General features: G+C 52.7%; 17 protein-coding genes and 1 other RNA gene. 10 read left to right on the top strand and 8 right to left on the bottom strand.

The annotated features are described in order from the left end of the window. The first annotated feature begins 29 nt into the window (after positions 1 to 29). The gene (locus AB2B48_RS07350; protein ID WP_333494876.1) at positions 30 to 743 is read left to right on the top strand and encodes an EAL domain-containing protein; all 714 of its coding nucleotides are present in this window, start codon (positions 30 to 32) and stop codon (positions 741 to 743) included. 61 nt (positions 744 to 804) lie between these two features. Further along, complete coding sequence (selO, locus tag AB2B48_RS07345; protein ID WP_368301397.1) at positions 805 to 2247, top strand: protein adenylyltransferase SelO; 1443 nt, start codon at positions 805 to 807, stop codon at positions 2245 to 2247. Between the two features lie 31 nt (positions 2248 to 2278). Here selO and hemP read toward each other — a convergent pair whose 3' ends face one another. From hemP to AB2B48_RS07330, 3 genes are all read right to left on the bottom strand, one after another. Further along, complete coding sequence (gene hemP, locus AB2B48_RS07340) at positions 2279 to 2458, bottom strand: hemin uptake protein HemP (RefSeq protein WP_333010383.1); 180 nt, start codon at positions 2456 to 2458, stop codon at positions 2279 to 2281. Positions 2459 to 2596: 138 nt separating this feature from the next. Then, positions 2597 to 3643 (bottom strand): 3-deoxy-7-phosphoheptulonate synthase AroH, encoded by a 1047-nt coding sequence (aroH, locus tag AB2B48_RS07335; protein WP_368301395.1) that lies wholly within the window; start codon positions 3641 to 3643, stop codon positions 2597 to 2599. Between the two features lie 153 nt (positions 3644 to 3796). Next, positions 3797 to 4630 (bottom strand): pyruvate, water dikinase regulatory protein, encoded by an 834-nt coding sequence (locus AB2B48_RS07330; protein WP_333494879.1) that lies wholly within the window; start codon positions 4628 to 4630, stop codon positions 3797 to 3799. A 329-nt stretch (positions 4631 to 4959) separates the two neighbouring features. Here AB2B48_RS07330 and ppsA point away from each other — a divergent pair, with 329 nt between their 5' ends. Together ppsA and AB2B48_RS07320 are read left to right on the top strand one after the other, a co-directional pair. Then, positions 4960 to 7338: a phosphoenolpyruvate synthase gene (gene ppsA, locus AB2B48_RS07325; RefSeq protein WP_185668636.1), complete on the top strand. Its 2379-nt coding sequence runs from the start codon at positions 4960 to 4962 to the stop codon at positions 7336 to 7338. Between the two features lie 232 nt (positions 7339 to 7570). After that, on the top strand, positions 7571 to 9940 hold the full coding sequence (locus AB2B48_RS07320) for a glycoside hydrolase family 3 N-terminal domain-containing protein (RefSeq protein ID WP_368301393.1): 2370 nt from the start codon (positions 7571 to 7573) through the stop codon (positions 9938 to 9940). Positions 9941 to 10000: 60 nt separating this feature from the next. Here the strand turns inward: AB2B48_RS07320 and rprA are convergent. Continuing rightward, an RNA gene (rprA, locus tag AB2B48_RS07315) (antisense sRNA RprA) lies at positions 10001 to 10100 on the bottom strand. A 175-nt stretch (positions 10101 to 10275) separates the two neighbouring features. After that, on the bottom strand, positions 10276 to 11397 hold the full coding sequence (gene ydiK / locus AB2B48_RS07310; RefSeq protein WP_368301391.1) for an AI-2E family transporter YdiK: 1122 nt from the start codon (positions 11395 to 11397) through the stop codon (positions 10276 to 10278). Positions 11398 to 11655: 258 nt separating this feature from the next. On the opposite strand from ydiK, the gene AB2B48_RS07305 reads away from it, so the two are divergent. Both AB2B48_RS07305 and menI read left to right on the top strand, forming a co-directional pair. Beyond that, a complete protein-coding gene (locus tag AB2B48_RS07305) occupies positions 11656 to 14712 on the top strand; it encodes an FAD-binding and (Fe-S)-binding domain-containing protein (RefSeq protein ID WP_368301390.1) in 3057 nt (1018 codons plus the stop codon). Beyond that, positions 14709 to 15119, top strand: coding sequence for a 1,4-dihydroxy-2-naphthoyl-CoA hydrolase (gene menI, locus AB2B48_RS07300; RefSeq protein ID WP_185668640.1), 411 nt, complete (start codon positions 14709 to 14711; stop codon positions 15117 to 15119). The genes AB2B48_RS07305 and menI overlap by 4 nt, the downstream gene beginning before the upstream one ends. A 55-nt stretch (positions 15120 to 15174) precedes the next feature. Here menI and AB2B48_RS07295 read toward each other — a convergent pair whose 3' ends face one another. Further along, positions 15175 to 16884, bottom strand: a complete 1710-nt coding sequence (locus AB2B48_RS07295; protein WP_368301388.1) for a penicillin-binding transpeptidase domain-containing protein — start codon at positions 16882 to 16884, stop codon at positions 15175 to 15177. A 734-nt stretch (positions 16885 to 17618) separates the two neighbouring features. On the opposite strand from AB2B48_RS07295, the gene AB2B48_RS07290 reads away from it, so the two are divergent. Together AB2B48_RS07290 and ompA are read left to right on the top strand one after the other, a co-directional pair. Then, on the top strand, positions 17619 to 18806 hold the full coding sequence (locus tag AB2B48_RS07290) for an OmpP1/FadL family transporter (protein ID WP_368301386.1): 1188 nt from the start codon (positions 17619 to 17621) through the stop codon (positions 18804 to 18806). Between the two features lie 170 nt (positions 18807 to 18976). Next, positions 18977 to 20023 (top strand): porin OmpA, encoded by a 1047-nt coding sequence (gene ompA / locus AB2B48_RS07285; protein ID WP_368301384.1) that lies wholly within the window; start codon positions 18977 to 18979, stop codon positions 20021 to 20023. A gap of 48 nt (positions 20024 to 20071) precedes the next feature. Here the strand turns inward: ompA and AB2B48_RS07280 are convergent, their stop codons facing one another. Continuing rightward, entirely contained in the window at positions 20072 to 20389 is a 318-nt protein-coding gene (locus tag AB2B48_RS07280) for a hypothetical protein (protein ID WP_333010348.1), read from the bottom strand. Between the two features lie 279 nt (positions 20390 to 20668). On the opposite strand from AB2B48_RS07280, the gene AB2B48_RS07275 reads away from it, so the two are divergent. Further along, a complete protein-coding gene (locus tag AB2B48_RS07275; protein WP_368301382.1) occupies positions 20669 to 21538 on the top strand; it encodes a hypothetical protein in 870 nt (289 codons plus the stop codon). 20 nt (positions 21539 to 21558) lie between these two features. Here the strand turns inward: AB2B48_RS07275 and AB2B48_RS07270 are convergent, their stop codons facing one another. Next, complete coding sequence (locus AB2B48_RS07270; protein ID WP_368301380.1) at positions 21559 to 22644, bottom strand: membrane-associated sensor domain-containing protein; 1086 nt, start codon at positions 22642 to 22644, stop codon at positions 21559 to 21561. A gap of 178 nt (positions 22645 to 22822) precedes the next feature. Here AB2B48_RS07270 and AB2B48_RS07265 point away from each other — a divergent pair, with 178 nt between their 5' ends. Further along, complete coding sequence (locus AB2B48_RS07265) at positions 22823 to 23965, top strand: BamA/TamA family outer membrane protein (protein WP_368301933.1); 1143 nt, start codon at positions 22823 to 22825, stop codon at positions 23963 to 23965. Positions 23966 to 23995 lie beyond the last annotated feature (30 nt).

Raw genomic sequence — 23995 nt, 5'->3', positions numbered from 1 at the left:
GACATGGCTTTAAGTGAAGGGCAGTCGCAATGATTGTATCGCTGGATAATACATATACTTCTCAGTTGTATTTTCTTCCCGCCCGAAATAGCGAGGGGCAACTTGTTGGTCTGAAGGTGGTGTGCCAGTTTACAGGCCTTAATAACCACGTCCGAATTCCTACAAGTCTGGTGTTACCCCGTCTTACTCAACAACAAGAAATAACGTTGTTTCAGGAAAAACTAGCCTTGCTGACCACCTGTCAGCTGTTCTTTATGCAGCATAATTTAACCGCATGGATAATGATCCCGCCGGGCGTGGTTGAAGCACTACTCAGCGACGATGAACTGGCCGCCAGCGTTCAGCGTTTACCTTTTCTTGAACTGGCCGTTAGTGAGCAGTATCCAGGTCTGAATGATATTGATGAAAACCATCCGCTCACCCGCTTGAGCCAACGTTTTCCGCTCGCGCTCAGCGACTTTGGCGCAGGAAATGCCTCCACGAAAGCCGTTTTTGCCGGGCTATTCAAACGCATCGTGCTGGATAAAAGCTTTGTGCAGCGCCAGTTGAAATCGCTCTCGTTTGAGCCGTTTATGCGCGCCATCGTGAGTCAGATTCAGCCTTACTGTCAGGGGATTATGGTGTCAGGCATTGATGATGAAAATATCCGCCAGCGCGTTATTCCTTATGGATTTAGCGCGATGCTCGGTACGCTGTGGCCGGTGGTATCGGAATCCTCATTAATAACATTAGTGCAACAATAACCCTGCGTTTCCTCGGGTGTTTAACGTACCGTAACCCAATACACTACGGGCAGGAGGAACCATGAACCTGTCATTTAACACTCGCTGGCGCGATGAGCTGCCGGGATTTTACAGTGCGCTACAGCCGACGCCGTTAACCAATGCCCGTCTCATCTGGCATAACGCGCCTTTGGCGCACGAACTCGCTGTTCCTGATTCTCTATTTGCCCCTGAACACGGAGCTGGCATTTGGGGCGGTGAAACGCTCTTGCCGGGCATGTCGCCGCTGGCGCAGGTCTACAGCGGACACCAGTTTGGCGTCTGGGCCGGTCAGCTAGGCGATGGTCGCGGGATCCTGCTCGGTGAGCAACAGCTGGAAAACGGTAAAACGGTTGACTGGCACCTGAAAGGTGCCGGGCTGACGCCCTATTCACGAATGGGGGATGGGCGCGCGGTATTACGCTCCACGCTGCGGGAGAGTCTGGCCTCTGAAGCGATGCACTACCTGGGCATTCCGGGCACCCGTGCGCTAGCGATCGTCACCAGCGACACGCCGGTTTATCGTGAAACCGTAGAGTCTGGCGCGATGCTGATGCGTATCGCCGAAAGCCATATTCGTTTTGGCCACTTCGAGCATTTCTACTATCGCCGGGAGATGGACCGCGTTCGTCAGTTGGCGGAATACACGGTTCGCCACCACTGGCCGCATCTGCAGGACGAACCGGACTGCTATGGTCTGTGGTTCCAGGACGTGGTCGCCCGTACTGCCCGCATGATTGCCCGCTGGCAAACGGTCGGCTTCTCCCACGGGGTCATGAATACTGACAATATGTCGATTCTCGGCTTGACGCTGGACTACGGTCCGTTCGGCTTCCTTGATGATTACCAGCCGGGGTACATCTGTAACCACTCGGATCACCAGGGACGCTATCGCTTTGATAATCAACCTGCGGTTGGTCTGTGGAACCTGCAGTGCCTGGCGCAGGCGCTGTCGCCGCTCATTGACGTGGATACGCTCAATGCGGCGCTGGATAGCTATCAGTCGGTGCTGTTCCGGGAATACGGTCAGCGGATGCGTCAGAAGCTTGGACTCTTCAGCGAAGAGAACGGCGATAATGATCTGCTAAACGGGCTGTACGCGCTGATGGAACGTGAGGGCAGTGACTACACGCGAACCTTCCGTATGCTGAGCGAAACCGAGCAACAGAACGCTGCTTCACCGCTGCGCGATGAGTTTATTGACCGCGCAGCCTTTGATGCGTGGTTTACACAGTATCGCACGCGCTTGCAGCAGGAGCAGGTTGATGATGCCCTGCGCCAACGGGCGATGAAGCAGGCGAATCCTACCGTTGTCCTGCGCAACTGGCTGGCGCAGCGTGCCATTGAACAGGCCGAAAAGGGCGATTATCAGGAGTTGCACCGTCTGCATAAAGCGCTTCGCGATCCGTGGAGCGACCGTGAAGATGACTATAGCCTCCGTCCGCCGGACTGGGGTAAACGGCTGGAAGTAAGCTGTTCAAGTTAATCAATACGCTGTGCTGCCGGTGGTGGCGCAGCTATTTCGTCAAAATGAGTTTTCCCGCCTGAGTCTGGCGCAGTAAATATTGCTGTTCACCGTGTTCGATGATGACTCGACCTTCCTGACCTAATAGCGCAAGGCTATCAATCCGACGATCGGTGGGGAGAGGACGAGGGGTATTATCCTTTTGCGGTTCCACTGCTGCGCACGTATCCATTAGCGACATTTTTCATAATGAAAATCAATGTAACAATGATAACCATTATCAGTAATCGTTATATTAACCGCAAGCGTTATTTATCATTTTGTGTGATAAGGGATTTATTGCCCGCTGTAAAACAGCGGGCGGGGGAGACTACAGACGGGTGGCGACGGCCGCAGCCAGTTTTTCCAGCAGCAGTTCGGTATCTTCCCAGCTCAGGCAAGGGTCGGTGATCGACTGACCGTAGGTCAGCGGCTGGTCGGCAACGATTTTCTGCGTGCCTTCACGCAGGAAGCTTTCGGCCATGATCCCGGCAATCGCCGAGGAGCCGTTGCGGATCTGCTGGCAGATGTCATCGCACACTTCCAGCTGACGGCGGTGCTGTTTCTGACAGTTGCCGTGGCTGAAATCGACGACCAGATGCTCCGGCAGGTCGAATTCGTGCAGCGTATCGCAGGCTGCGGCAATATCGTCGGCGTGGTAGTTTGGCTTTTTGCCACCGCGCATGATGATATGCCCGTACGGGTTGCCGCTGGTCTGGTAAATGGTCATCTGGCCATTTTTGTCCGGCGACAGGAACATGTGGCTGGCGCGGGAAGCGCGAATGGCATCCACCGCGATCCGCGTGTTGCCATCGGTGCCGTTTTTAAAGCCGACCGGGCAGGAGAGTGCAGAGGCCATCTCGCGGTGGATCTGACTTTCCGTGGTACGAGCACCGATAGCGCCCCAGCTGATGAGATCGGCGATAAACTGACCGGTCACCATATCGAGGAACTCGGTTGCCGTCGGCACGCCAAGGGTGTTCACCTGCAGTAGTAATTTGCGCGCCTGCTCAATGCCGTGATTCACGCGGTAGCTGCCGTTCAGGTCTGGATCGGAGATCAGTCCTTTCCAGCCAACTACGGTGCGCGGTTTTTCAAAATAGGTGCGCATCACGATTTCGAGTTCGCCCTGATGTTTTTCACGCAGCACCTGTAAACGGCGAGCGTAATCCATTGCAGCATCGAGGTCGTGAATGGAACAAGGGCCGACAATCGCCAGCAGACGACGATCTTCACCGTTGAGGATTTTTTCAATGCGATGGCGTGAAGCAGTAACGTGCGTTGCAACGTCCGCTGACACAGGGTGGCGCTGAGCAAGTTCAGCAGGCGTAATCAAGCTCTCAATGCGAGCGGTACGCAGTTCATCGGTCTTATTCATGGATATCTCAGAAATTTGTTGCTTCGCCAGTCAATATGCTGGGAAGTGATGCACATCACGATAAACCAATCCCCGCTAAATTCAAGGGTGGCGCGTAATGTGCGCTCAATCACACTGCCATGATAAATAAATTCGATGTATTGTACTAGTGTATTAGTACATTCTGCGGCTTAATCCCATGATGTCCATGATTTTAGTGGCAATTTCTTCAACCGAATAGTTGGTGCTGTTCAGCCACGGGATCTGATGTCGGCGGTACAGCGCTTCAACCTCGGCGACTTCCATTCGGCACTGGCGCATTGACGCATAGCGGCTATTTTCCCGGCGCTCCTCGCGGATGGCTGCCAGGCGTTCAGGGTTGATGGTCAGCCCGAAGAGTTTATGCTGCAGCGGCTTGAGCGACGCGGGCAGCACGAGGTTATCCATATCATCGGCAATAAACGGGTAGTTGGCGGCGCGAATACCAAACTGCATTGCCAGGTATAGGCTGGTAGGGGTTTTTCCACAGCGCGACACGCCAAGCAGAATAACCTGCGCCTGGTCGAGATTGCGCAGTGAGATACCGTCGTCGTGCGCCAGCGTGTAATCAATGGCGGCAATACGGGCGTCGTACTTGGTCAGGTTACCAGGCGTTAAACCATGGGTGCGATGGGCGATAGGCGTCGGGTCAAGCTTCAGTTCTTCCTGCAATGGCGCCACCAGCGCCTGAACGATGTCCTGACAAAAACCTTCACATTGCAGAATAATGTGACGAATTTCGGGAATAACGATGGAATAGAAGACCAGCGGGCGAATACCGGTTTGCTGGTAGATAGCGTCAATCTGTTCCTTTACCGCCCTGGCGCGACTCTCGCTTTCGATAAACGGCAGGGTGATGCTGTTGATCGCCACCGGAAACTGCGACATCACCGCGTGGCCGAGGACTTCCGCCGTGATGGCGGTACCGTCAGAAATATAAAACACCTGCCTGTCGACTGCGTTATCCATATTGCTTGACTCCCATTAATTGCCTGAAAGGGGAAATTAAATTTAAACACAAGCTCGTGGTATTTGTCTTAAATTTAAAAATGAAACGGTATTTTTATTTTTAATGAAATGGTCGTTTCAATTTCAAAAAGCTACCAATAGACCGCTGGTTGCTGTGCCTTTTCAGCTGAATCAGTAGGTTATGAATAACCTGGAATCAATCCGAAAAAGTAAAAAAATAATTTGCTTACACGATTCACCGTTTTTTTCAGCCGTTTAAATATGCGAGGATAATTTAAGTAGTCAGTCGTTACTTATCACTGCTTCTTTAATCAAAAAAGGATTGTTCGATGTCCAACAATGGCTCGTCACCGCTGGTGCTTTGGTACAACCAACTCGGCATGAATGATGTAGACAGAGTTGGAGGCAAAAATGCCTCCTTGGGTGAAATGATTACGAATCTGTCCGGAATGGGGGTTTCTGTACCCAACGGATTTGCCACCACTGCCGATGCGTTTAATCAGTTTCTCGACCAGAGCGGCGTGAACCAGCAGATCTATCAACTGTTGGATAACACCGATATTGACGACGTTACCGCCCTGGCGAAAGCTGGCGCGCAGATCCGCCAGTGGATCATCGACACACCTTTCCAGAGCGAACTGGAACAGGCTATTCACGAAGCCTACAACCAACTGGCTGCCGACAACGCCAACGCCTCTTTCGCCGTGCGCTCCTCAGCCACCGCGGAAGACATGCCGGATGCGTCCTTCGCCGGTCAGCAGGAAACCTTCCTTAACGTCCAGGGCTATGAAGCGGTGCTGGTGGCGGTGAAGCACGTGTTTGCTTCGCTGTTCAACGACCGAGCCATCTCCTACCGCGTTCACCAGGGTTACGACCACCGCGGCGTCGCGCTCTCTGCTGGCGTTCAGTTGATGGTACGTTCTGACCTCGCGTCTTCCGGCGTGATGTTCTCTATCGATACTGAATCCGGCTTTGATCAGGTGGTGTTTATCACCTCCGCGTGGGGCTTAGGTGAGATGGTCGTACAGGGCGCGGTCAACCCCGATGAATTCTACGTCCACAAACCGACGCTGGCCGCTGGCCGCCCGGCAATTGTGCGCCGTACCATGGGGTCGAAAAAGATCCGTATGGTTTACGCGCCTACGCAGGAGCACGGTAAGCAGGTACGTATTGAAGATGTGCCGCAGCAGCAGGGTGACATTTTCTCACTGACCAACGATGAAGTGCAGGAACTGGCGAAGCAGGCCGTGCAGATCGAAAAACACTACGGTCGTCCAATGGACATCGAGTGGGCGAAAGACGGTCACACCGGCAAACTGTTTATTGTTCAGGCTCGCCCGGAAACCGTGCGTTCCCGTGGCCAGGTGATGGAGCGTTATACGCTGCACTCCCAGGGTCGCATTGTCTCTGAAGGCCGTGCCATCGGTCATCGCATTGGTGCAGGCCCGGTGAAAGTCATTCACGACATCAGCGAAATGAACCGTATCCAGCCTGGCGATGTGTTGGTCACCGACATGACCGACCCGGATTGGGAGCCGATCATGAAAAAAGCGGCGGCGATTGTTACCAACCGCGGCGGTCGTACCTGTCACGCGGCGATTATCGCCCGTGAACTGGGCATTCCAGCGGTGGTAGGCTGTGGTGATGCCACCGAGCGCATGAAGGATGACGAGAAAGTCACCGTCTCCTGCGCCGAAGGCGACACTGGCTACGTCTACGCCGACCTGCTGGACTTCAGCGTGAAAAGCTCCAGCGTCGATACCATGCCGGACCTGCCGTTGAAGATTATGATGAACGTCGGTAACCCTGACCGTGCGTTCGACTTTGCCTGCCTGCCGAACGAGGGCGTCGGTCTTGCGCGCCTGGAATTCATCATCAACCGTATGATCGGCGTGCACCCACGTGCGCTGCTGGAGTTTGATGACCAGGAGCCTAAGCTGCAAAACGAAATCCGCGAGATGATGAAAGGCTTCGACTCGCCGAAAGAGTTTTACGTAGGCCGTCTGACCGAAGGGATCGCGACGCTGGGTGCGGCGTTCTACCCGAAACGCGTTATCGTCCGCCTCTCTGACTTCAAATCGAACGAATACGCCAACCTGGTGGGCGGCGAGCGCTACGAGCCGGAAGAAGAGAACCCGATGCTGGGCTTCCGTGGCGCTGGCCGCTACGTTTCAGATAGCTTCCGCGACTGCTTCGCGCTGGAGTGCGATGCGGTGAAGCGCGTGCGTAACGATATGGGGCTGACTAACGTTGAGATCATGGTGCCGTTCGTGCGTACCGTGGAGCAGGCGAAAGCGGTAGTGGACGAACTGGCGCGTCAGGGGCTGAAGCGCGGAGAAAACGGACTCAAAATCATCATGATGTGTGAGATCCCGTCTAACGCCCTGTTGGCGGACCAGTTCCTTGAGCACTTTGACGGCTTCTCCATCGGCTCAAACGACATGACGCAGCTGGCGCTGGGTCTTGACCGTGACTCCGGCGTTGTCTCTGCGCTGTTCGACGAACGCAACGACGCGGTGAAAGCGCTGCTGTCGATGGCGATTCGCGCGGCGAAGAAGCAGGGTAAATACGTCGGTATTTGCGGTCAGGGTCCTTCTGACCACGAAGACTTTGCCGCCTGGCTGATGGAAGAGGGAATCGACAGCCTGTCGCTGAACCCGGACACCGTCGTGCAGACCTGGTTAAGCCTGGCTGAACTGAAAAAGTAACGCCATCGCGTACTGAAATCCCGGGCATCGTCCCGGGATTTTTTTGCCTATAGGGTTGCGGCGGATCACACTCCGGTAAGAAAACCAAAAATCATAAATCTGCTGGCAATTTCTACAATTGTTCCCCACGCATCACTTCTGAATACTGATTCGCAAATGTTAGCACCGTGTGCTTACCCCTCATCATTAACCAATGATTTCGGGTACTTATCAGCGACTCAGGAGAACGGCTATGACCCCGATTTATAAAGACCCTCAGCGCCCGATTCAGGAACGCGTGGCAGACTTACTGGCGCGCATGACCCCCGAAGAAAAATATGCCCAGATGCACGCCTGGTGGCTGGTGCTATCGGAAGACGGCAATCACCGTGAAAGAACGGATATGAGCGATGAGTTTGCTGGCGTCAGCGAGCAGACGTCGCTGCACGAGCGTTTAAAACTCGGCGTAGGGCAAATCACCCGCCCGCTGGGCACCCATATTGTGGATGCCAAAACTGGCGTTCGGGCGGCTAACCGTCTGCAAAAAATGATGATGGAAGAGACGCGGCTGGGTATTCCCGCGCTGTTCCACGAAGAGTGCCTGGTTGGGCTGCTGTGTAAAGACGCGACGCTGTTCCCGTCCTCGCTGAACTATGGCTCGACCTGGGATGCGGAGTTGGTTAAGCGTGCCGCCCAGCAAATCGGCGAAGAAGCGCGCTCTACCGGCTGCAAGCAGGGGCTGGCCCCGGTGCTGGATGTCTCCCGCGATGTTCGTTGGGGGCGCACGGAAGAGACCTTTGGCGAAGACCCGTGGCTGGTGGGGGTGATGGCGTGTGCCTATGTTGAGGGCCTGCAGGGCGAAAAGCGAGACGTGCTGGCGACGCTGAAGCACTACGTTGGTCACTCGTTTAGCGAAGGGGCGCGTAACCATGCGCCGGTACATCTGGGTTTTCGTGAACTGAACGATACCTTCCTGCTGCCGTTTGAAATGGCGGTCAAGCAGGCCAATGCCGGTTCGGTGATGCCGGCCTATCACGATATTGATAATCAGCCGGGCCACAGTGACAGCTTCCTGCTGACCACCGTCCTGCGTGAGCGCTGGGGCTTTGACGGCATCGTGGTGGCGGATTACGGCGGGGTGAGCCTGCTGCATCAGCATCACGGCGTTGCGCAGGATGCGGCGGAATCGGCGGCGCTGGCATTCAACGCCGGGCTGGACGTTGAACTGCCAAAAGACGACTGTGCGCGTCATCTGGCGGAGGCGGTCGCTCGCGGGTTGATGACGCCGGAGAAAATCGATGAGATTGTGGCGCGTACTCTGACGGAGAAGTTCCGTCTCGGCCTGTTTGAGCATCCGTATACCGATGAAGACGCCATTTCGCTGCAGTCTGATGCCACCCGTAAGGTGGCGCGCGAAGTCGCTACGCGTTCCATGACGCTGCTGGAAAATCGTCAGACGCTACCGCTGACCGGTAAACCGAAGCTGGCGGTAGTGGGCCCGACGGCGGATGATCCGCTGGCGCTGTTAAGCGGTTACAGCTTCCCAGTGCATCTGATCATCAGCGACATGATGGAGAAAACCTCACAGGTTACTACGCCGCTGGCGGCGCTGCGCCATTATCTGGGGGATGACCACGTCCGCTATGCCAAAGGCTGTCATATCATTGAACAGCGTATGGCCGGTGCGCCGGTCTTCCCAGGTGATAGCTCCGGTAAACCGATGCAGTCTTCTCCAGTTTCGCACGACCTGAGTCTGATCCCGGAGGCGGTGCGCGCCGCGCAGGGTAGCGATGTGGTGGTGGCCTGCGTGGGCGATCTGGCCGGGCTATTCCAGAGTGGCACCGTCGGGGAGGGTTCCGATACCGACAGTCTGAACCTGCCGGGCGTGCAGCAACAATTGCTGCAGGCGCTGGTGGATACCGGTAAACCGGTAATTGTGGTGATGACCGGCGGTCGGCCATACAACCTTCAGGGGTTAGAATCCAAAGTGGCGGCCTTACTGCTGGCCTGGGCACCGGGTCAGGAAGGTGGCTGGGCTGTTGCCGATGTCTTAACCGGTCGTGCCGAACCGCAGGGGCGTCTGGTGGTTAGCGTGCCGAAAAGCGCCGGGGCAATGCCGTTCTACTATAACCACAAGCTGAAAAGTGGCGGCACGCCGTTTGCCTTCCACTTCGGTGCGCTATACCCGTTTGGCTATGGTAAGGGCTGGGGAGAATTTAGCTACGGCACGCCGCAGTTACTGCAAAACCAGGTCGCTATCGACGGTGAAATTACCCTTAGCGTCACGGTTAAAAATAACGGCGAGCACAGCGGCAGCGAAGTGGTTCAGCTGTACGTGCGGGACAAGGTTGCCTCAATGGTGCGTCCATTACAGGAGTTAAAAGCCTTCCAGCGTGTGACGTTGTCACCGAATGAACAGGCCACGCTCACCTTCACCGTGCCGGTTGATATGCTGAATTTCACTAGCTACGACGGTCAGCGCATTGTTGAGCCCGGTGAGTTCGAACTGCAGGTGGGCAGCTCGTGCGCGCAGATTCATGGGCGAGCAACGGTGCAGGTGACGGGTGAAACTCGCATGCTGCCGTTTGACTGGCGCATGATGAGCCGCTGCGAAGTACGTTAATTTCCCCTTATTCCCGGAGTCGGTGTAGGGCGCTGACGCCGGGATTTTGCCAGATGACAGACAAAAAAAAGCCCAACGTGGGAGTTGGGCAAAGACTACACACAGCAATTCGGTGTTTCTCTCAGGGGATATATAAATCAAGGGGTTGATCTAGTACCTTGGAACTTATACTAGGCCATGCCCGGTTTTAGCGTCGATCAGATTCGTCTCAATAGTTAAAGAAATGTGAATAATTTCCGTGGCATGTCGCAGAAAGCGAAGGAAAGGCGCTGGGCAAGAAGGGGTAACGGTGAATTTTGCTTAAGTATAAGGCGGGTTGCCCCGCCTTTTTTCTCTTACGGTTTTGGATAGTTATTCTGCTCAAGCTCGGCCAGCTCTTCCAGAACCTGATCCGGGTCTCGTGACGGCGGCGGCACTTCGTGCAGCCAGGCATCAAACAGACGCCAGGAGACGGCCAGCAGCACCGGGCCAATGAACAGGCCGATCATGCCGAATGCGACCAGGCCGCCGATAACGCCGGAGAGGATTAGAATCATCGGCAGGTCAGCACCCATACGGATTAGCATCGGGCGAATCACGTTATCCATCGTCCCAACCACACAACTCCATACCAGCAGCACCGTGCCCCAGGTGGTGTCACCCGTCCAGTAGAGCCAGATAATGCACGGAACCAGCACGATCAACGGCCCCAACTGCACCAGGCAGGAGAAGATCATCACCACGGTCAGCAGCGTAGCGTACGGCACGCCAGAGATGCCGAGGCCGATGCCGCCAAGCACCGCCTGCGTCAGCGCGGTGACGACCACGCCCAGCGCCACGGCGCGAATCGCCTGGCCCGCCAGCAGCACCGCCGCATCGCCGCGTTTCGCCGCCAGACGGGTTGCGAAGTAGCGCATACCAAACGCCACCTTTTCACCTTGCCAGTACAGCAGGGCGCTGAACAGCAGCATCAGGGTGCTGTGCATCAGGAATCGCCCGACGTGCGCGGCCTGACCGACAAACCAGGTGGTCGTGGTGCCGATATACGGGCGGACTTTCGCCATCAGCGCACTGCCGCCCATATCCAGCAGGCTATGCCAGCCACTGTAGAGTTTGGCACCCACAAAAGGAATGCTGTTCAGCCAGGCCAGATCGGGCAGGCTGAGCGTACCGCTGGTAATGGCGTGCACCAGCGGTGTGGATCCATCAACCAGGCTGTTAACCAGCAGCGCGATGGGGATAACGAACAGTAAAAAAAGCAGCAGCGTCATGACCAGTACGGCCAAAGAACGGTGGCCAAAAAGTTTGCGCTGGAACCAGAGCAGGACCGGCCAGGTGGCAATAACGATAGTCGATGCCCAGGCGAAGCCCAGAATAAACGGCTGAACTATCCATAAACAGGCGATGATCATCAGTGCCAAAAACAGCACAGATAGCAGTATTTGTGGAATATCACGAGGCCGAGGATTCGTGTTCATAAATGAGTTTTACCTTCAGTTGCTTGTCAGCGTGTTGACGCAGCGTAAATCCGTTCATTGATAATAATATCAATAAATTCCCGGCGCTGATTCTGCGACAAAATCTACCGGGCGTATAAGAAAAAAATGTGATAAAAGAATAACTGCACGACGCAAACGATTAATTACTCTCTACACATCATCTTTGCCGCTTGTTGCCTCGCGTAAACCGGCAAGATGTTGTGCGTACAACACAACATTCAGAAAGGGTCACAAGTAATGATCCCACAGATTTCCCAGGCACCTGGCGTAGTTCAGCTGGTGCTGAATTATTTGCAAGCACTGGAGCAACAAGGCTTTACCGGCGACACCGCCACCCGCTATGCCGACAGGCTGACGATGGCGACCGATAACAGTATCTACCAGCTTCTTCCCGATGCGGTGATCTTCCCGCGTTCGACCGCAGACGTTGCGCTTCTGGCCCGTTTAGCGGCAGAAGAGCGCTTCCAGTCCCTGATTTTCACCCCGCGCGGCGGCGGTACTGGCACCAACGGCCAGGCGCTGAATCAGGGCATCATTATTGACATGTCTCGCTACATGAACCGCATTATTGAGATCAACCCGGAAGAGGGTTGGGTGCGCGTTGAAGCGGGAGTCATTAAAGATCAGCTTAACCAGTATTTAAAACCTCATGGTTATTTTTTCGCCCCTGAGCTGTCGACCAGTAACCGCGCAACGCTGGGCGGGATGATTAATACCGATGCCTCCGGGCAGGGTTCGCTGGTGTACGGTAAAACGTCTGACCATGTACTAGGCGTGCGCGCCGTGCTGTTGGGCGGCGATATTCTTGATACCCAGCCGGTGCCGGTGGCGCTGGCCGAAACGCTGGCGAAAGAACAGTCGGCGGCGGGGCGTATCTACCGAACCGTTTATGAACGCTGTCGGGAAAACCGTCAGCTGATTATCGATAAATTCCCGAAACTGAACCGCTTCCTCACGGGCTACGACCTGCGCCACGTCTTTAATGACGAGATGACCGAGTTTGACCTGACGCGCGTGTTGACGGGCTCAGAAGGCACACTGGCCTTTATCACTGAAGCGCGGCTGGACATCACGCCGCTGCCGAAGGTGCGCCGACTGGTCAATATCAAATATGACTCCTTTGATTCTGCACTGCGTAACGCGCCGTTCATGGTCGAAGCGCGTGCGCTGTCCGTTGAAACGGTGGACTCAAAGGTGCTAAACCTGGCGCGGGAAGATATTGTCTGGCACTCGGTGAATGAACTGATTACCGACGTGCCGGACAAAGAGATGCTGGGGCTGAATATCGTCGAGTTCGCGGGTGACGACGACGCGCTGATTGAAGGTCAGGTGTCGGCGCTTTGCCAGCGGCTGGACGAGTTGATTGCCCAGCAGGAAGCGGGCGTTATCGGCTGGCAGCGCTGTAACGAGCTGGACGGCATCGAGCGTATTTACGCGATGCGTAAAAAAGCGGTCGGACTGCTCGGCAACGCCAAAGGGGCCGCCAAGCCGATTCCGTTTGCGGAAGATACCTGTGTGCCGCCGGAACATCTGGCGGACTATATTGTTGAATTCCGCGCGCTGCTCGATAGCCACGGCCTGAGCTACGGCATGTTCGGCCACGTCGATGCTGGCGTGCTGCACGTGCGCCCGGCGCTGGATATGTGCGACCCGCAGCAGGAGATCTTAATGAAACAGATCTCCGACGATGTGGTCGCGCTGACCGCGAAGTACGGTGGCCTGTTATGGGGCGAGCACGGCAAAGGTTTCCGCGCCGAGTACAGCCCAGCGTTCTTTGGCGAACAGCTTTACGGCGAACTGCGCAAAGTAAAAGCGGCTTTTGACCCGGATAATCGCCTGAATCCAGGGAAAATCTGCCCGCCGGAAGGCGTGGATTCGCCAATGATGAAGGTGGATGCGGTAAAACGCGGCACCTACGATCGCCAAATCCCGGTGACGGTTCGTTCGGCATGGCGCGGGGCGATGGAGTGCAACGGCAACGGCCTGTGCTTCAACTTTGACGCCAAAAGCCCGATGTGTCCGTCGATGAAAATCACCAACAACCGTATGCATTCGCCGAAAGGCCGCGCGACGCTGGTGCGTGAATGGCTGCGTTTGCTGGCGGATCGTGGCGTAGACCCGCTGCTGCTGGAAAAAGAGCTGCCGGAGAAACGCGCCAGCTTGCGCTCGATGATCGAACGGACGCGCAACAGTTGGCATGCCCGCAAAGGGGAATACGATTTCTCGCATGAAGTGAAAGAGGCAATGTCCGGCTGTCTGGCCTGTAAAGCCTGTTCCACTCAGTGTCCGATAAAAATTGATGTGCCGGAGTTCCGCTCCCGCTTCCTGCAACTCTACCACACCCGCTATCTGCGCCCGGTGCGCGATCACCTGGTGGCAACGGTCGAAAGCTACGCGCCGCTGATGGCACGCGCGCCGAAAACCTTCAACTTCTTTATGAGCCAACCGCTGGTACGCAAGCTGTCGGAAAAGCATATCGGCATGATCGATCTGCCGCTGCTTTCGGTACCGTCGCTGCAAAAACAGATGGTGACCCACCGTTCGGCAAATATGACGCTTGAACAACTTGAGTCGCTGGCGCCTGAACAAAAAGCGCAGACCGTGCTGGTGGTGCAGGATCCGTTTACCAGCTACTACGATGCGCAGGTGGTGGCAGACTTTGTGCGTCTGGTTGAAAAACTGGGCTTCCAGCCGGTGCTGCTGCCGTTCTCGCCGAACGGCAAGGCACAACACATTAAAGGCTTCGTCAGCCGCTTTACGAAGACGGCGCAAAAAACCGCTGATTACCTCAACCGTGTGGCGGAATTGGATATGCCGATGGTCGGGGTCGACCCAGCGCTGGTGCTTTGCTATCGCGATGAGTACAAGCAGGTGCTTGGTGATAAGCGCGGTGACTTCAACGTCATGCTGGTGCACGAATGGCTACCGCAGGTGCTGGAGCGCAAAGAAAATGCGCTGCCGTCCGGTGAACCCTGGTATCTGTTTGGTCATTGCACCGAGGTGACGGCGCTGCCAACCGCGCCTAAGCAGTGGGCTTCAATCTTTGCCCATTTCGGCGCGAAGCTTGAAAACGTCAGCGTAGGCTGCTGCGGTATGGCAGGAACCTATGGACATGAAGTCAAAAACCACGCCAATTCACTGGGCATTTACGAGCTTTCCTGGCATCAGGCGATGCAAAAGCTTCCCCGTAATCGCTGCCTGGCGACCGGCTACTCTTGTCGAAGCCAGGTGAAACGTGTGGAAGGTAACGGCGTGCGCCATCCACTGCAAGCGCTGCTGGAGATGATGGGATGATCTGGAAACGACAAACAACGCTCGAAGCCCTCAATGCGATGGGTGAAGGCAATATGGTGGGGCTGCTGGATATTCAGTTTGACCATATCGATGGCGATTCGATCGCGGCGACGATGCCGGTGGATCACCGTACTCACCAGCCGTTTGGGCTGTTGCACGGTGGTGCTTCAGTGGTGCTGGCGGAAACGCTGGGTTCGGTGGCGGGTTATCTGTGCACCGAAGGGGAAGACCGGGTGGTGGGGCTGGAAGTTAACGCCAACCATATTCGTTCGGCCCGCAGTGGGCGTGTGCGCGGCGTATGCAAAGCGCTGCACGCCGGTCGTCGTCATCAGGTCTGGCAGATTGAAATTTTCGATGAGCAAGGTCGTTTATGCTGCTCGTCGCGCTTAACCACCGCCGTCGTCTAGTCTAACCGGCCGGTATGGCTTCCCATTCCGGGGAGCCATACCGTTTCCTGCCTCATTACTGTAACAGTGCATCCGGCGCGATATTCATATTCTTCAGCACTGGCCCCATGATATTGCCAAAGATCGGTGCCGCCACCGAACCACCAAAGTGGGTGCCTGCGGTTGGATTGTTCACGACCACCACCAGCGCCACTTCAGGATGGCTGACCGGTGCGACGCCCGCGGTGTAGTTCACGTAGCCGCCATCGTATTTACCGCTGTCGCCCAGTTTCTCTGCCGTACCGGTTTTGGTCGCCAGTCTATAGCCAGGCACGGCCGCTCTCACGCCGCTGCCGCCGGGTAGCACGTCGCTCTCCATCATATGAACTACGGTTTTGACAATGTTCGGATCGGCGACCTGCTGGCCCATGACCGGCGGCGTGACTTTGGTTATCGACAACGGGCGATAGACGCCATAGGAGCCCATCGTGGCGTATTCGCGGGCAATTTGCAGCGGCGTGACGCGGAGACCATAGCCGAATGAGAAGGTAGCACGTTCAATGTCAGCCCACTGCTGGCGGTGGAGCGGGAAATAGCCCACGCTTTCGCCGCTCAGGCCAAGATCGGTTGGTTTACCGAGGCCAAACGCCTGATAGGTGTCGACCAGCGCCTGCGCCGGCATCGCCAGGGCAATATGGGATACGCCGATATCGCTCGATTTTTGCAAAATACCGGTTGGCGTGAGTTGCGGCCAATGGCCGACGTCACGGATCAGGTGCCCGTTTACGCTATACGGCGTGGTGTTCAGCAGCGTATTAGGCTGGATGATATTGCGTTCCAGCCCTTCAATAATCACCAGCGGTTTCACCGTAGAGCCCGGTTCAAAGCTGTCGTTGATCGCCACATCGCGCATCTGCGTCTGGGTGGCGTTATCAAAGTTATTCGGGTTGTAAGAAGGGTAAGAGGCCATCGCGAGGATTTCGCCGGTATCAATTTTGACCAATACCGCCGCGCCGGAATCCGCCTTATTCAGCAGGACGCCGTCGCGCAGTTTGCTATAAAGCGTGTACTGATCGAATTTATCGATACTGAGCTGCACCGTTGGTGCCTGTTTTGGCGCATCGTAATTTAATACGCTGATAATGCCGCCATTGGCATCCTTACGGTAAATTTCTTTTCCCGGCTCACCCTGCAGAATATTGTCGTAGCCTTTTTCCACCCCGTTCAGGCCGGTATTATCCGCACCGACAATGCCAATTAAGGGGGCGGAGGCTTCACCCATTGGATAGAAGCGGCTGTCGTCGTAAATTTCACTGATGCCTTTTATATGAAGGTCAGCAACATCCTTGGCGATACCGAGCTCAACTTTGCGTCCGAGAAAAAGAAAGTGGCGGTGCGCGTTCTGATAAATTTTGCTCGCAATTTGGTCTGGCGTGGTATTTAACGCCGAGGCGAGGTACTGCCATTTGGGATCGCGGAAATTAGGGCTATCTTCAACCACTTTTACCGGATCGGCCACCACATCGCGCGAAGGAACGCTCATCGCCAGTGCTTCACCGTTCCGGTCTACCAGCGTTCCACGGTTTGTTGGCAGCACCACGGTACGCAGCGAGCGTTGATCGGCCTCGCGCGTCAGCATCGGGTGATTTAAAAATTGCAGATCCGCCACTCGCACCAGTAAAACAGCAAGGCAAAACAGAATACCCAGACAGAGTATTATGTAACGAGATGTAATAAATGAGTCTTTATTTTGCTTTTCTGTCGATTTTGTTTTCATTTGTAACATTAAACCACATGAATTTTTATTTTTTTAATTAAATGCCAGGCGGTCAGCGGTTTTATCGTGACCACAATAATGCGATGCAAATATCCATTTACCAGACGAACTGAATAATCAGTTTACAGGGAACGTCATTGATAACAAGTCATTAAGTTAACAGATTATTTCAACGTGAAAGGGATATTATCCTGAGCCAGTTAGGGGACGTTAGAAGGGATATAGCGAATGATAGCGGCAGAAAAACCATCGGAAGAGGGTTTTTGTCGTTACTGACTGTATGGTTATTTCGCTCGAAACCGGGATGTTATCGGAATTATCCGGCTTAGTTGGCTAATGTTGCTTCAGCTATCATGCAGGTTGAACCTGAGGGCATGGTTGTCTTTTGACCATAACAACTGCGCTGAGCTTGTAACCATAAACTTCCCACGCAGGGAAAGCATCATTGATGCGATGAGCAGTCGTACTGACAGGCGAATTTAAAAATAAAGCTCATTATCATCTTATCTTTTACTGTTCTTTTTATTAAACAAATTATAGTTAAAATATATAACGCGGTTCTCAATATTTAATACTGGATAAAACAAACGAAGACAGCGTTCATTCGCTATCGCTATGATACGGTTTAGATTTAATAATAATTATTTTGTCTTAGCGCGGCGATACTTCTACGCTTTAAATGACGTGATTCAGGTTCTTTTAGAACCAAAGATAATCCACGCTTTCTGTTGCAAGGTAACCAAATGAATAAAAAAACGATTATTATCACTGGTCTTTTTTTTACAACGTACAGTCATGCAAGTGCACTCTATTTTTATGAAATTGGCACGGAAGATACTGCATTAGCAGGCGCGGGGCAGGCGGCACGTGCTCAGGATGCGTCAACGCTATTGACTAACCCCGCAGGTATGACGCGTTTACCGGATCACATGGTAACCGGCGGACTGCAGGCAATGGGGGGAAATATTCCCTACACTCTGGATGATGAAACGGCGGGGCGCCAAAGCCCGGGCAATATTATGAAGCTTTTTCCCAACGCCAGCATGTTTTATACCCAGCGTTTAAGCGACACGGTTTCAGCTGGCCTGGGTTTGTACGGCAACTATGGGCTCGGGATTGATTTTGGTAATTGGGCTGGGGATCGTCTGATTAAAAAAAGTACCATGGTAGCGATGACGCTCAGCCCCGGTATTGCCTGGAAATTAAGTGATAAAGTTTCTGTTGGGGCGGCAACCGGACTGAACTACGGTGTGCTTTCACTGACGCGAAACGTTGATGGCAATGATGAAAAACAAAACGACCATGATTGGGCGATGAATTACCGCCTGGGCCTGTTGATGGATTTAACCGATCAAACACGAGCCGGTATTACCTGGACGAGCAAAACGGACTATCACTTTAATATCGATGGTAAAGCCCGTTTTCCTAACGTGCCAAACGTCGAGTATAACCTGCCGATCGCTGCTCAGGTTCGCGCACCACAGCAGATAATGATGAGCCTTGTTCACGACGTTAATAAACAATGGTCGGTGATGGGCGACCTTGGCTGGCAAGACTGGAGCCAGTTTGGTAGTCCGCAGATTTCAGTTAACGGACAATCCAGTGATAAAACCAACCGACTGAAGGATACGTGGCATACGGCATTGGGTGTTCAGTATCGCCCGGATGAACAGTGGCGTGTTAATGCTGGGGTGGCGTTTGACAGTACGCCGTACAAATCACAAAGCGATGTCGCGCTTTCCCTACCGACCGGCGACGAGTGGCGTTTTGCCACCGGAGCGCAATATCAGATTACCCCTGCCAGCAATATCGGGGTGGCGGTGGAATACCTGCATATGCAGTCTTCACAGGTTAAATCAGCGGCATTTGGTGGCGAATACAACCACCCGTGGCTATGGTTTGCGAGCGTCAATTATAGCTACCAATTTTAAGCAGAATAATCGCTTCACTTACCGTTGCCGCGATGGTGTCCAGAATTCGGGACATTCGGTTTATCCAGAAATAAACAAGTTATCGATTATCAGCACACGCTAAAAAAACTATTGTAGCGCCACTTCTTAGGTAACTCACTGACTAATGGCAACGCTATAATAGGATGATTATGAAAAAGGCGCTTATTACACTCATTATTGCAAATGCACTGACTGCCTCCACGGCTTTCGCAGCTGCGGACGCAGGAACCTGGTATACCGGCGGTAAATTTGGCTGGTCGCACTATTCGGATACCAGCACCAGCCAGCAAACCAATGCTGATGGAAATAAGTTCGGTGATGTGGGCAAGAATAGCGATAATGTGGGCGGCGGCGTATTTACGGGCTACCAGATTACCCCCTGGCTGGCCGTTGAAGGTGGCTATGATTATTTGGGTAATATGCAGTTTAATGGCCGAAACGGTGCATCTGGTTCTCAGATGAAAAGCCAGGGTCTGCAACTGTCATTAAAAGCCAGCTATGGACTGACGGATAGCTGGGATCTGTATGGTCGCGCAGGGGCAATGGGCTATCGCGCCGAGTCTGATATTAAAGGCCACAATCGCTTTGATACCGGTGTGCGTCCTGTCGTCGCTGTCGGTACGGAATATGCCTTTAATAAGAACTGGGCTGGCCGTCTGGAATATCAGTGGGTGAGCAATGTGGGTAATGAAAACCAGATTGGCGTTTCAAGCGATGTCCACTCTGTCACGGCGGGCCTCTCGTACCGTTTTGGTCAGCACGATGATGCAGCGGTTGTCGCTGCGCCAGCCGCTGCCGTTGTTGCCGCACCGCAACCACAGCGTTTTAACTTAAAATCCGATGTGATGTTTGGCTATGATTCTGCGGCATTAACGGCCGAAGGCAAAGCGGCTATTGCCCAGCTTTATCACAACCCAGGAATGCAGTCGGCGAACGATAAAACGACGGTGGTTATTGGCTATAGCGACCGGACCGGTGCTGCCAATTATAACCAGCAACTTTCCGCCCAGCGTGCTCAGGCCGTTGCCGATGAGTTAGTCGCTTTGGGGATGCCTGCGGGCAACATTACCGCCGAAGGCCGTGGTGCTAGTGATTCAGTGACCGGTGCGAGCTGTGATGGACAGTCTGGTCAGCAACTGATTAACTGCCTGGCGCCAGATCGCCATGTGGTGGTCGAGATAACTGACAAGCAGTAATTCAGCACCAAAAAAGCCCTTCTTATCTTCGGATAAGAAGGGCTTTTTTTAATCACATAACAGTGAATTCAATGCGCTGCTAAGATGTTGTAATCCGCTCATATTGGCTTCTTGCAGATAGTAACTGTTAATCGGCTGAATTTTATCTAATTTGGATAACAAACTGTACACTTTGTATGTTGTGCTTTCAGAATCAAAAATCGCCTCAATATCAATGTTATTAAGGAACTCTTTCTTTAGGTAATCCTGAATCTGCTTGATAGTGTATTTGTTTCTGTGGTGAAGATAACCCATGTTACTTTGGTTCTGCGATGTGTCTTCTGCTTCGCATTTTATTATTGGCACCTGCAGCATTTCAATTTTCATCAGTATCTTTCGTGAAACTTCTTCACACGGGGTTAACGTCCCCGACAGTATGAGTGTATGAAGGGTTCTCATCACCTTTTCCTCTTTATGTATAGAACCCAACTTAATATCATAATCATGGCTATATATGATGATGATTGTTATTTATAAATAAACTTCATGTGCTTTTTAAGGAAGTTTAGAATTAAATTATTTACTGCTTAACGCTGCATGTGCGGAGTGGTACGATTTTTGACCAATTCAATCATCGCTATGATATGAGTACTGCAGAGAATAACTATGTTTATCGATTCATTAGTGTCAAAAATTAAAACCAAACTGTGGGGTTATTTTCTTCCCAGGTTTACGTCCAAAGACTGTAAGGACGATAGGGTCTACAATTACTACGGCGTTTATTTTTCAGATGTAAAACAAGAAAAATATCAGCTGGTCAAGCTGATTGGTAAAAGCGTAGTCCTTGAGAAATGGAATGCTGAGCAACATGCATACGTTGCAAGATTGAATATCGCGGTTAGCGATATTGAGAAAATGAATGTTGAAATCATTCATTGGAAAAAGTATGGTCCGCTTAGGTTCGACTCTATTGTTCTTTTTGCGATTAACTATTTTACGCGGATCGCCTATCTGAAGAATCTGATTATTCGCACTAAAAACAAACTGTTCGTTCAGTTGCCGCAGAACAGGGAAATGACCGGGCTTGATCGTATCACGCTGCTGAAAGTACTGGTGAGCGAGTATGTACGCCAATCGCCTGAAAAGACGCATACCGGAGTGACCGGTAATGAAGTGATTGATTTACTGTATGGTACGCTTTGGTATCACCATATAAAGAATGAAGATTTCAGACGTAAGATTTTGCTACTGCTGCAATCGCTGGTGATGACAGGCGATGTCAAACTTGAAGAGGGCAAATACCTTATTCAAGGCCAGGCGATTTCTACGATTGTCGCGTGGGAGTCGGACGAAAGAAGGGATAAACAGCAACTCAGAATTCAGAAGAACATTAATCGCTTAATGCTGATTATCACGGCCTCAACGCTGATGATTACCCTGGCCATTTTGGCGCAGGCTGGTATCGTTAACCTGCATAATCTTTGGCTGCATCTGACCCAGTTGAAGCCGATTCGCCTCTTGTTTAAATTGCTCTAAACCCAGGTGGGGAAACCTCGCTAAGCCCTGGCGAATGACACCTGGTTTCGCCCAGCTTGTTTGGCTTTATAGAGTTCTTTATCGGCATCTTCAGCCAGTTTATCCAGTGAGCTACCTGATTTCCATTGGGCAACGCCGAAACTGGCGCTAAGCCAGGCAGAGTGTTGGGATCCTTGATGGGGAATCTTTGCATCACTGATAGTCTGGCGAATTCTTTCAGCAATCATAACGGCTTCCTGAATGTGGCTGCAGCGGCTGAGCACGATAAATTCTTCACCGCCAAAGCGGAACGCGGTATCCGTTGATTTTCGCAGCGACTGGGATAGGCATTTTGCGGTCTTCACCAGGCATTCATCACCCGCGACATGGCCGTAGATATCGTTATACTGCTTGAAAAAATCGATATCCATAATAATCATAAATAGCCTCTCGCCCGGTTTTCTCAGTAGCTGGACATTCTCTTCGAAGTGCGTGTTCAGGCTGCCTTTGTTCAGCAACCCGGTAAGAGAATCTCGATGAGCCAGTCGAGTAAGTTTTTTAATCAGCATACTTTTGGCGAATTCACTGTTCTGTGTGCGAACATACCATTCCAGAAGAATATATCGGGAACTTATTACCACTGCGAAAATAATGATTGTCCCAGAGACCTGCAGCAGATTAAATTTTTCAAAAGAAGTCAATTCACTAAAAATCATCGAAAATACAATGGGGGCGCAAAAAAGAGTTAATATCCTTCCTGATATATAGAATGAAATGGTTGCCGGTAATAAAAGGGTGATGAGCAAGGCGAGGGAGGTTGCTGGCGTATTGTAATTTTGAATCATAAAGTAAAACATTCCGCCCCATAACAAACCTAAAACTAGCACCAGAAGGGATAACGTTAGTGGCTGAAATTTCTTTTTGACATGCCTTCTCAAATAAAACCCTAACAATGAAATGATGATGATAACAAAACACAATTTGTTGATTATGGAACTATTGAGGTAGTGAGATGAGTGAGAGACATTGCTGGCCAGCGTCCATAGACAAAAAATCACATTAAGACTAAGAAACCAGATGTAGCCCCATGAGTTAACGATATCTAAAATTTTCTTACTGTCGGTCATTACCTTCATTGTCTATGGCTCGCAATGTTTAACTCCAGTCTGAAATTATAGTCTAAACACCTATGTTGCTACGTCTTGAATTCGTTTAAGACTGGACTAAGCTCAAATGAACCTACGGTGTTTAAGCCTTACGCGCAATAATAAAAATATATGTATCTGGGTGATAGCCATGATCAGAATGCGGGCTGGAGAATGTGCGTGGCCATTGCGGTGGTTAATCCTGCTGCTGCCATTGCTATGCTGGAAAGCGCAAGCTAACGGCCTGTTTGATCCTGAAGATGGCATGCTGGATATGAGTCGCTACCTGCAGGATAACCAATATGGTTTTTTACCCGTCCCCATCGTGATTACGGAGCCCGCCGTGGGATACGGCGGTGGGTTATTTGGCCTTTTTTTACATGGCAAAGGTAAACGTGAGGGTGAACGCTTTGTTCCTCCGCCGATCAGCGCTTTTGGCGGTGGTGGAACCCAAAATGGAACCTGGTTTGTGGGGGGCGGACATCGCCATACCTGGCAGGACGACCATATTCGTTATCTGGTGGCGGGGGGGGATGCGGATATTAATCTGGATATTTATACCGGTGATGTGATTGGCTTTGGTCGCAACAAGGCGATAAACACCGAAACCAAAGGCTACGGCGGCATGCAAAAGCTGCTCTTTCGCCTTGGTGATACGCCTGTGTTCCTCGGCGCCTCGCAGTTCTGGGCAAAAATGGATATCTCCGCCAAAAATAACCCCGTTATCGACAGCATCTGGAAGCGTGTGTTGGGGGAGAGCAGCACCTCCTCGGCTTTCGGTATCGTCGCGGAGTATGACACCACGGATAATCTCTTTTGGCCCAGTCGCGGCGTCTCTCTTTCGGGGGAATACCAGTTATATGGCAGTGCGCTAGGCGGAGATTATCAATACGATTTGCTGACCCTGGACGGCAAGACGTTCCTGCCGCTGAATCCTACCTGGACGCTGGCCCTCGTCGGAAATTATCAACGCCTTTCCCATCAGGATAACCATCTGCCGCCGATGGCACGCCCCTATATCGCGCTACGAGGGATCTCCCGTTATCGCTATCAGGGAAATGATGTTGCCACGGTACAAACACAGCTGGCCTGGCAGGCTACGCCGCGCTGGATTATTCAGGGCTTTATTGGTGCCGGAAGTGCTGAAGATACCTCATCTGATTTGTTTCACACCGCAGAGGTCGCTTGGGGTACAGGGTTTCGCTATTTGATTGCCCGTGAATATGGGTTACGTACCGGAGTCGATATCGCGTTTAGCGATAACGAACAGGCGGTTTATTTCAACGTAGGCTCAGGGTTATAAGCGAGCTGGAGGAAAGGTGGGTGCTCAATA

Source organism: Kluyvera sichuanensis, assembly GCF_040930405.1.
Classification (GTDB): Bacteria; Pseudomonadota; Gammaproteobacteria; order Enterobacterales; family Enterobacteriaceae; genus Kluyvera; species Kluyvera sichuanensis.
Note: the sequence above shows the minus strand (reverse complement) of the source record. Positions and strands in the feature narration are given on the sequence as shown.

Coding starts and splice junctions, on each gene's coding strand:
- AB2B48_RS07350 (WP_333494876.1), top strand. CDS start 30: ATGATTGTATCGCTGGATAATACATATACTTCTCAGTTGTATTTTCTT.
- selO (WP_368301397.1), top strand. CDS start 805: ATGAACCTGTCATTTAACACTCGCTGGCGCGATGAGCTGCCGGGATTT.
- hemP (WP_333010383.1), bottom strand. CDS start 2,458: ATGGATACGTGCGCAGCAGTGGAACCGCAAAAGGATAATACCCCTCGT.
- aroH (WP_368301395.1), bottom strand. CDS start 3,643: ATGAATAAGACCGATGAACTGCGTACCGCTCGCATTGAGAGCTTGATT.
- AB2B48_RS07330 (WP_333494879.1), bottom strand. CDS start 4,630: ATGGATAACGCAGTCGACAGGCAGGTGTTTTATATTTCTGACGGTACC.
- ppsA (WP_185668636.1), top strand. CDS start 4,960: ATGTCCAACAATGGCTCGTCACCGCTGGTGCTTTGGTACAACCAACTC.
- AB2B48_RS07320 (WP_368301393.1), top strand. CDS start 7,571: ATGACCCCGATTTATAAAGACCCTCAGCGCCCGATTCAGGAACGCGTG.
- ydiK (WP_368301391.1), bottom strand. CDS start 11,397: ATGAACACGAATCCTCGGCCTCGTGATATTCCACAAATACTGCTATCT.
- AB2B48_RS07305 (WP_368301390.1), top strand. CDS start 11,656: ATGATCCCACAGATTTCCCAGGCACCTGGCGTAGTTCAGCTGGTGCTG.
- menI (WP_185668640.1), top strand. CDS start 14,709: ATGATCTGGAAACGACAAACAACGCTCGAAGCCCTCAATGCGATGGGT.
- AB2B48_RS07295 (WP_368301388.1), bottom strand. CDS start 16,884: ATGTTACAAATGAAAACAAAATCGACAGAAAAGCAAAATAAAGACTCA.
- AB2B48_RS07290 (WP_368301386.1), top strand. CDS start 17,619: ATGAATAAAAAAACGATTATTATCACTGGTCTTTTTTTTACAACGTAC.
- ompA (WP_368301384.1), top strand. CDS start 18,977: ATGAAAAAGGCGCTTATTACACTCATTATTGCAAATGCACTGACTGCC.
- AB2B48_RS07280 (WP_333010348.1), bottom strand. CDS start 20,389: ATGAAAATTGAAATGCTGCAGGTGCCAATAATAAAATGCGAAGCAGAA.
- AB2B48_RS07275 (WP_368301382.1), top strand. CDS start 20,669: ATGTTTATCGATTCATTAGTGTCAAAAATTAAAACCAAACTGTGGGGT.
- AB2B48_RS07270 (WP_368301380.1), bottom strand. CDS start 22,644: ATGACCGACAGTAAGAAAATTTTAGATATCGTTAACTCATGGGGCTAC.
- AB2B48_RS07265 (WP_368301933.1), top strand. CDS start 22,823: ATGCGGGCTGGAGAATGTGCGTGGCCATTGCGGTGGTTAATCCTGCTG.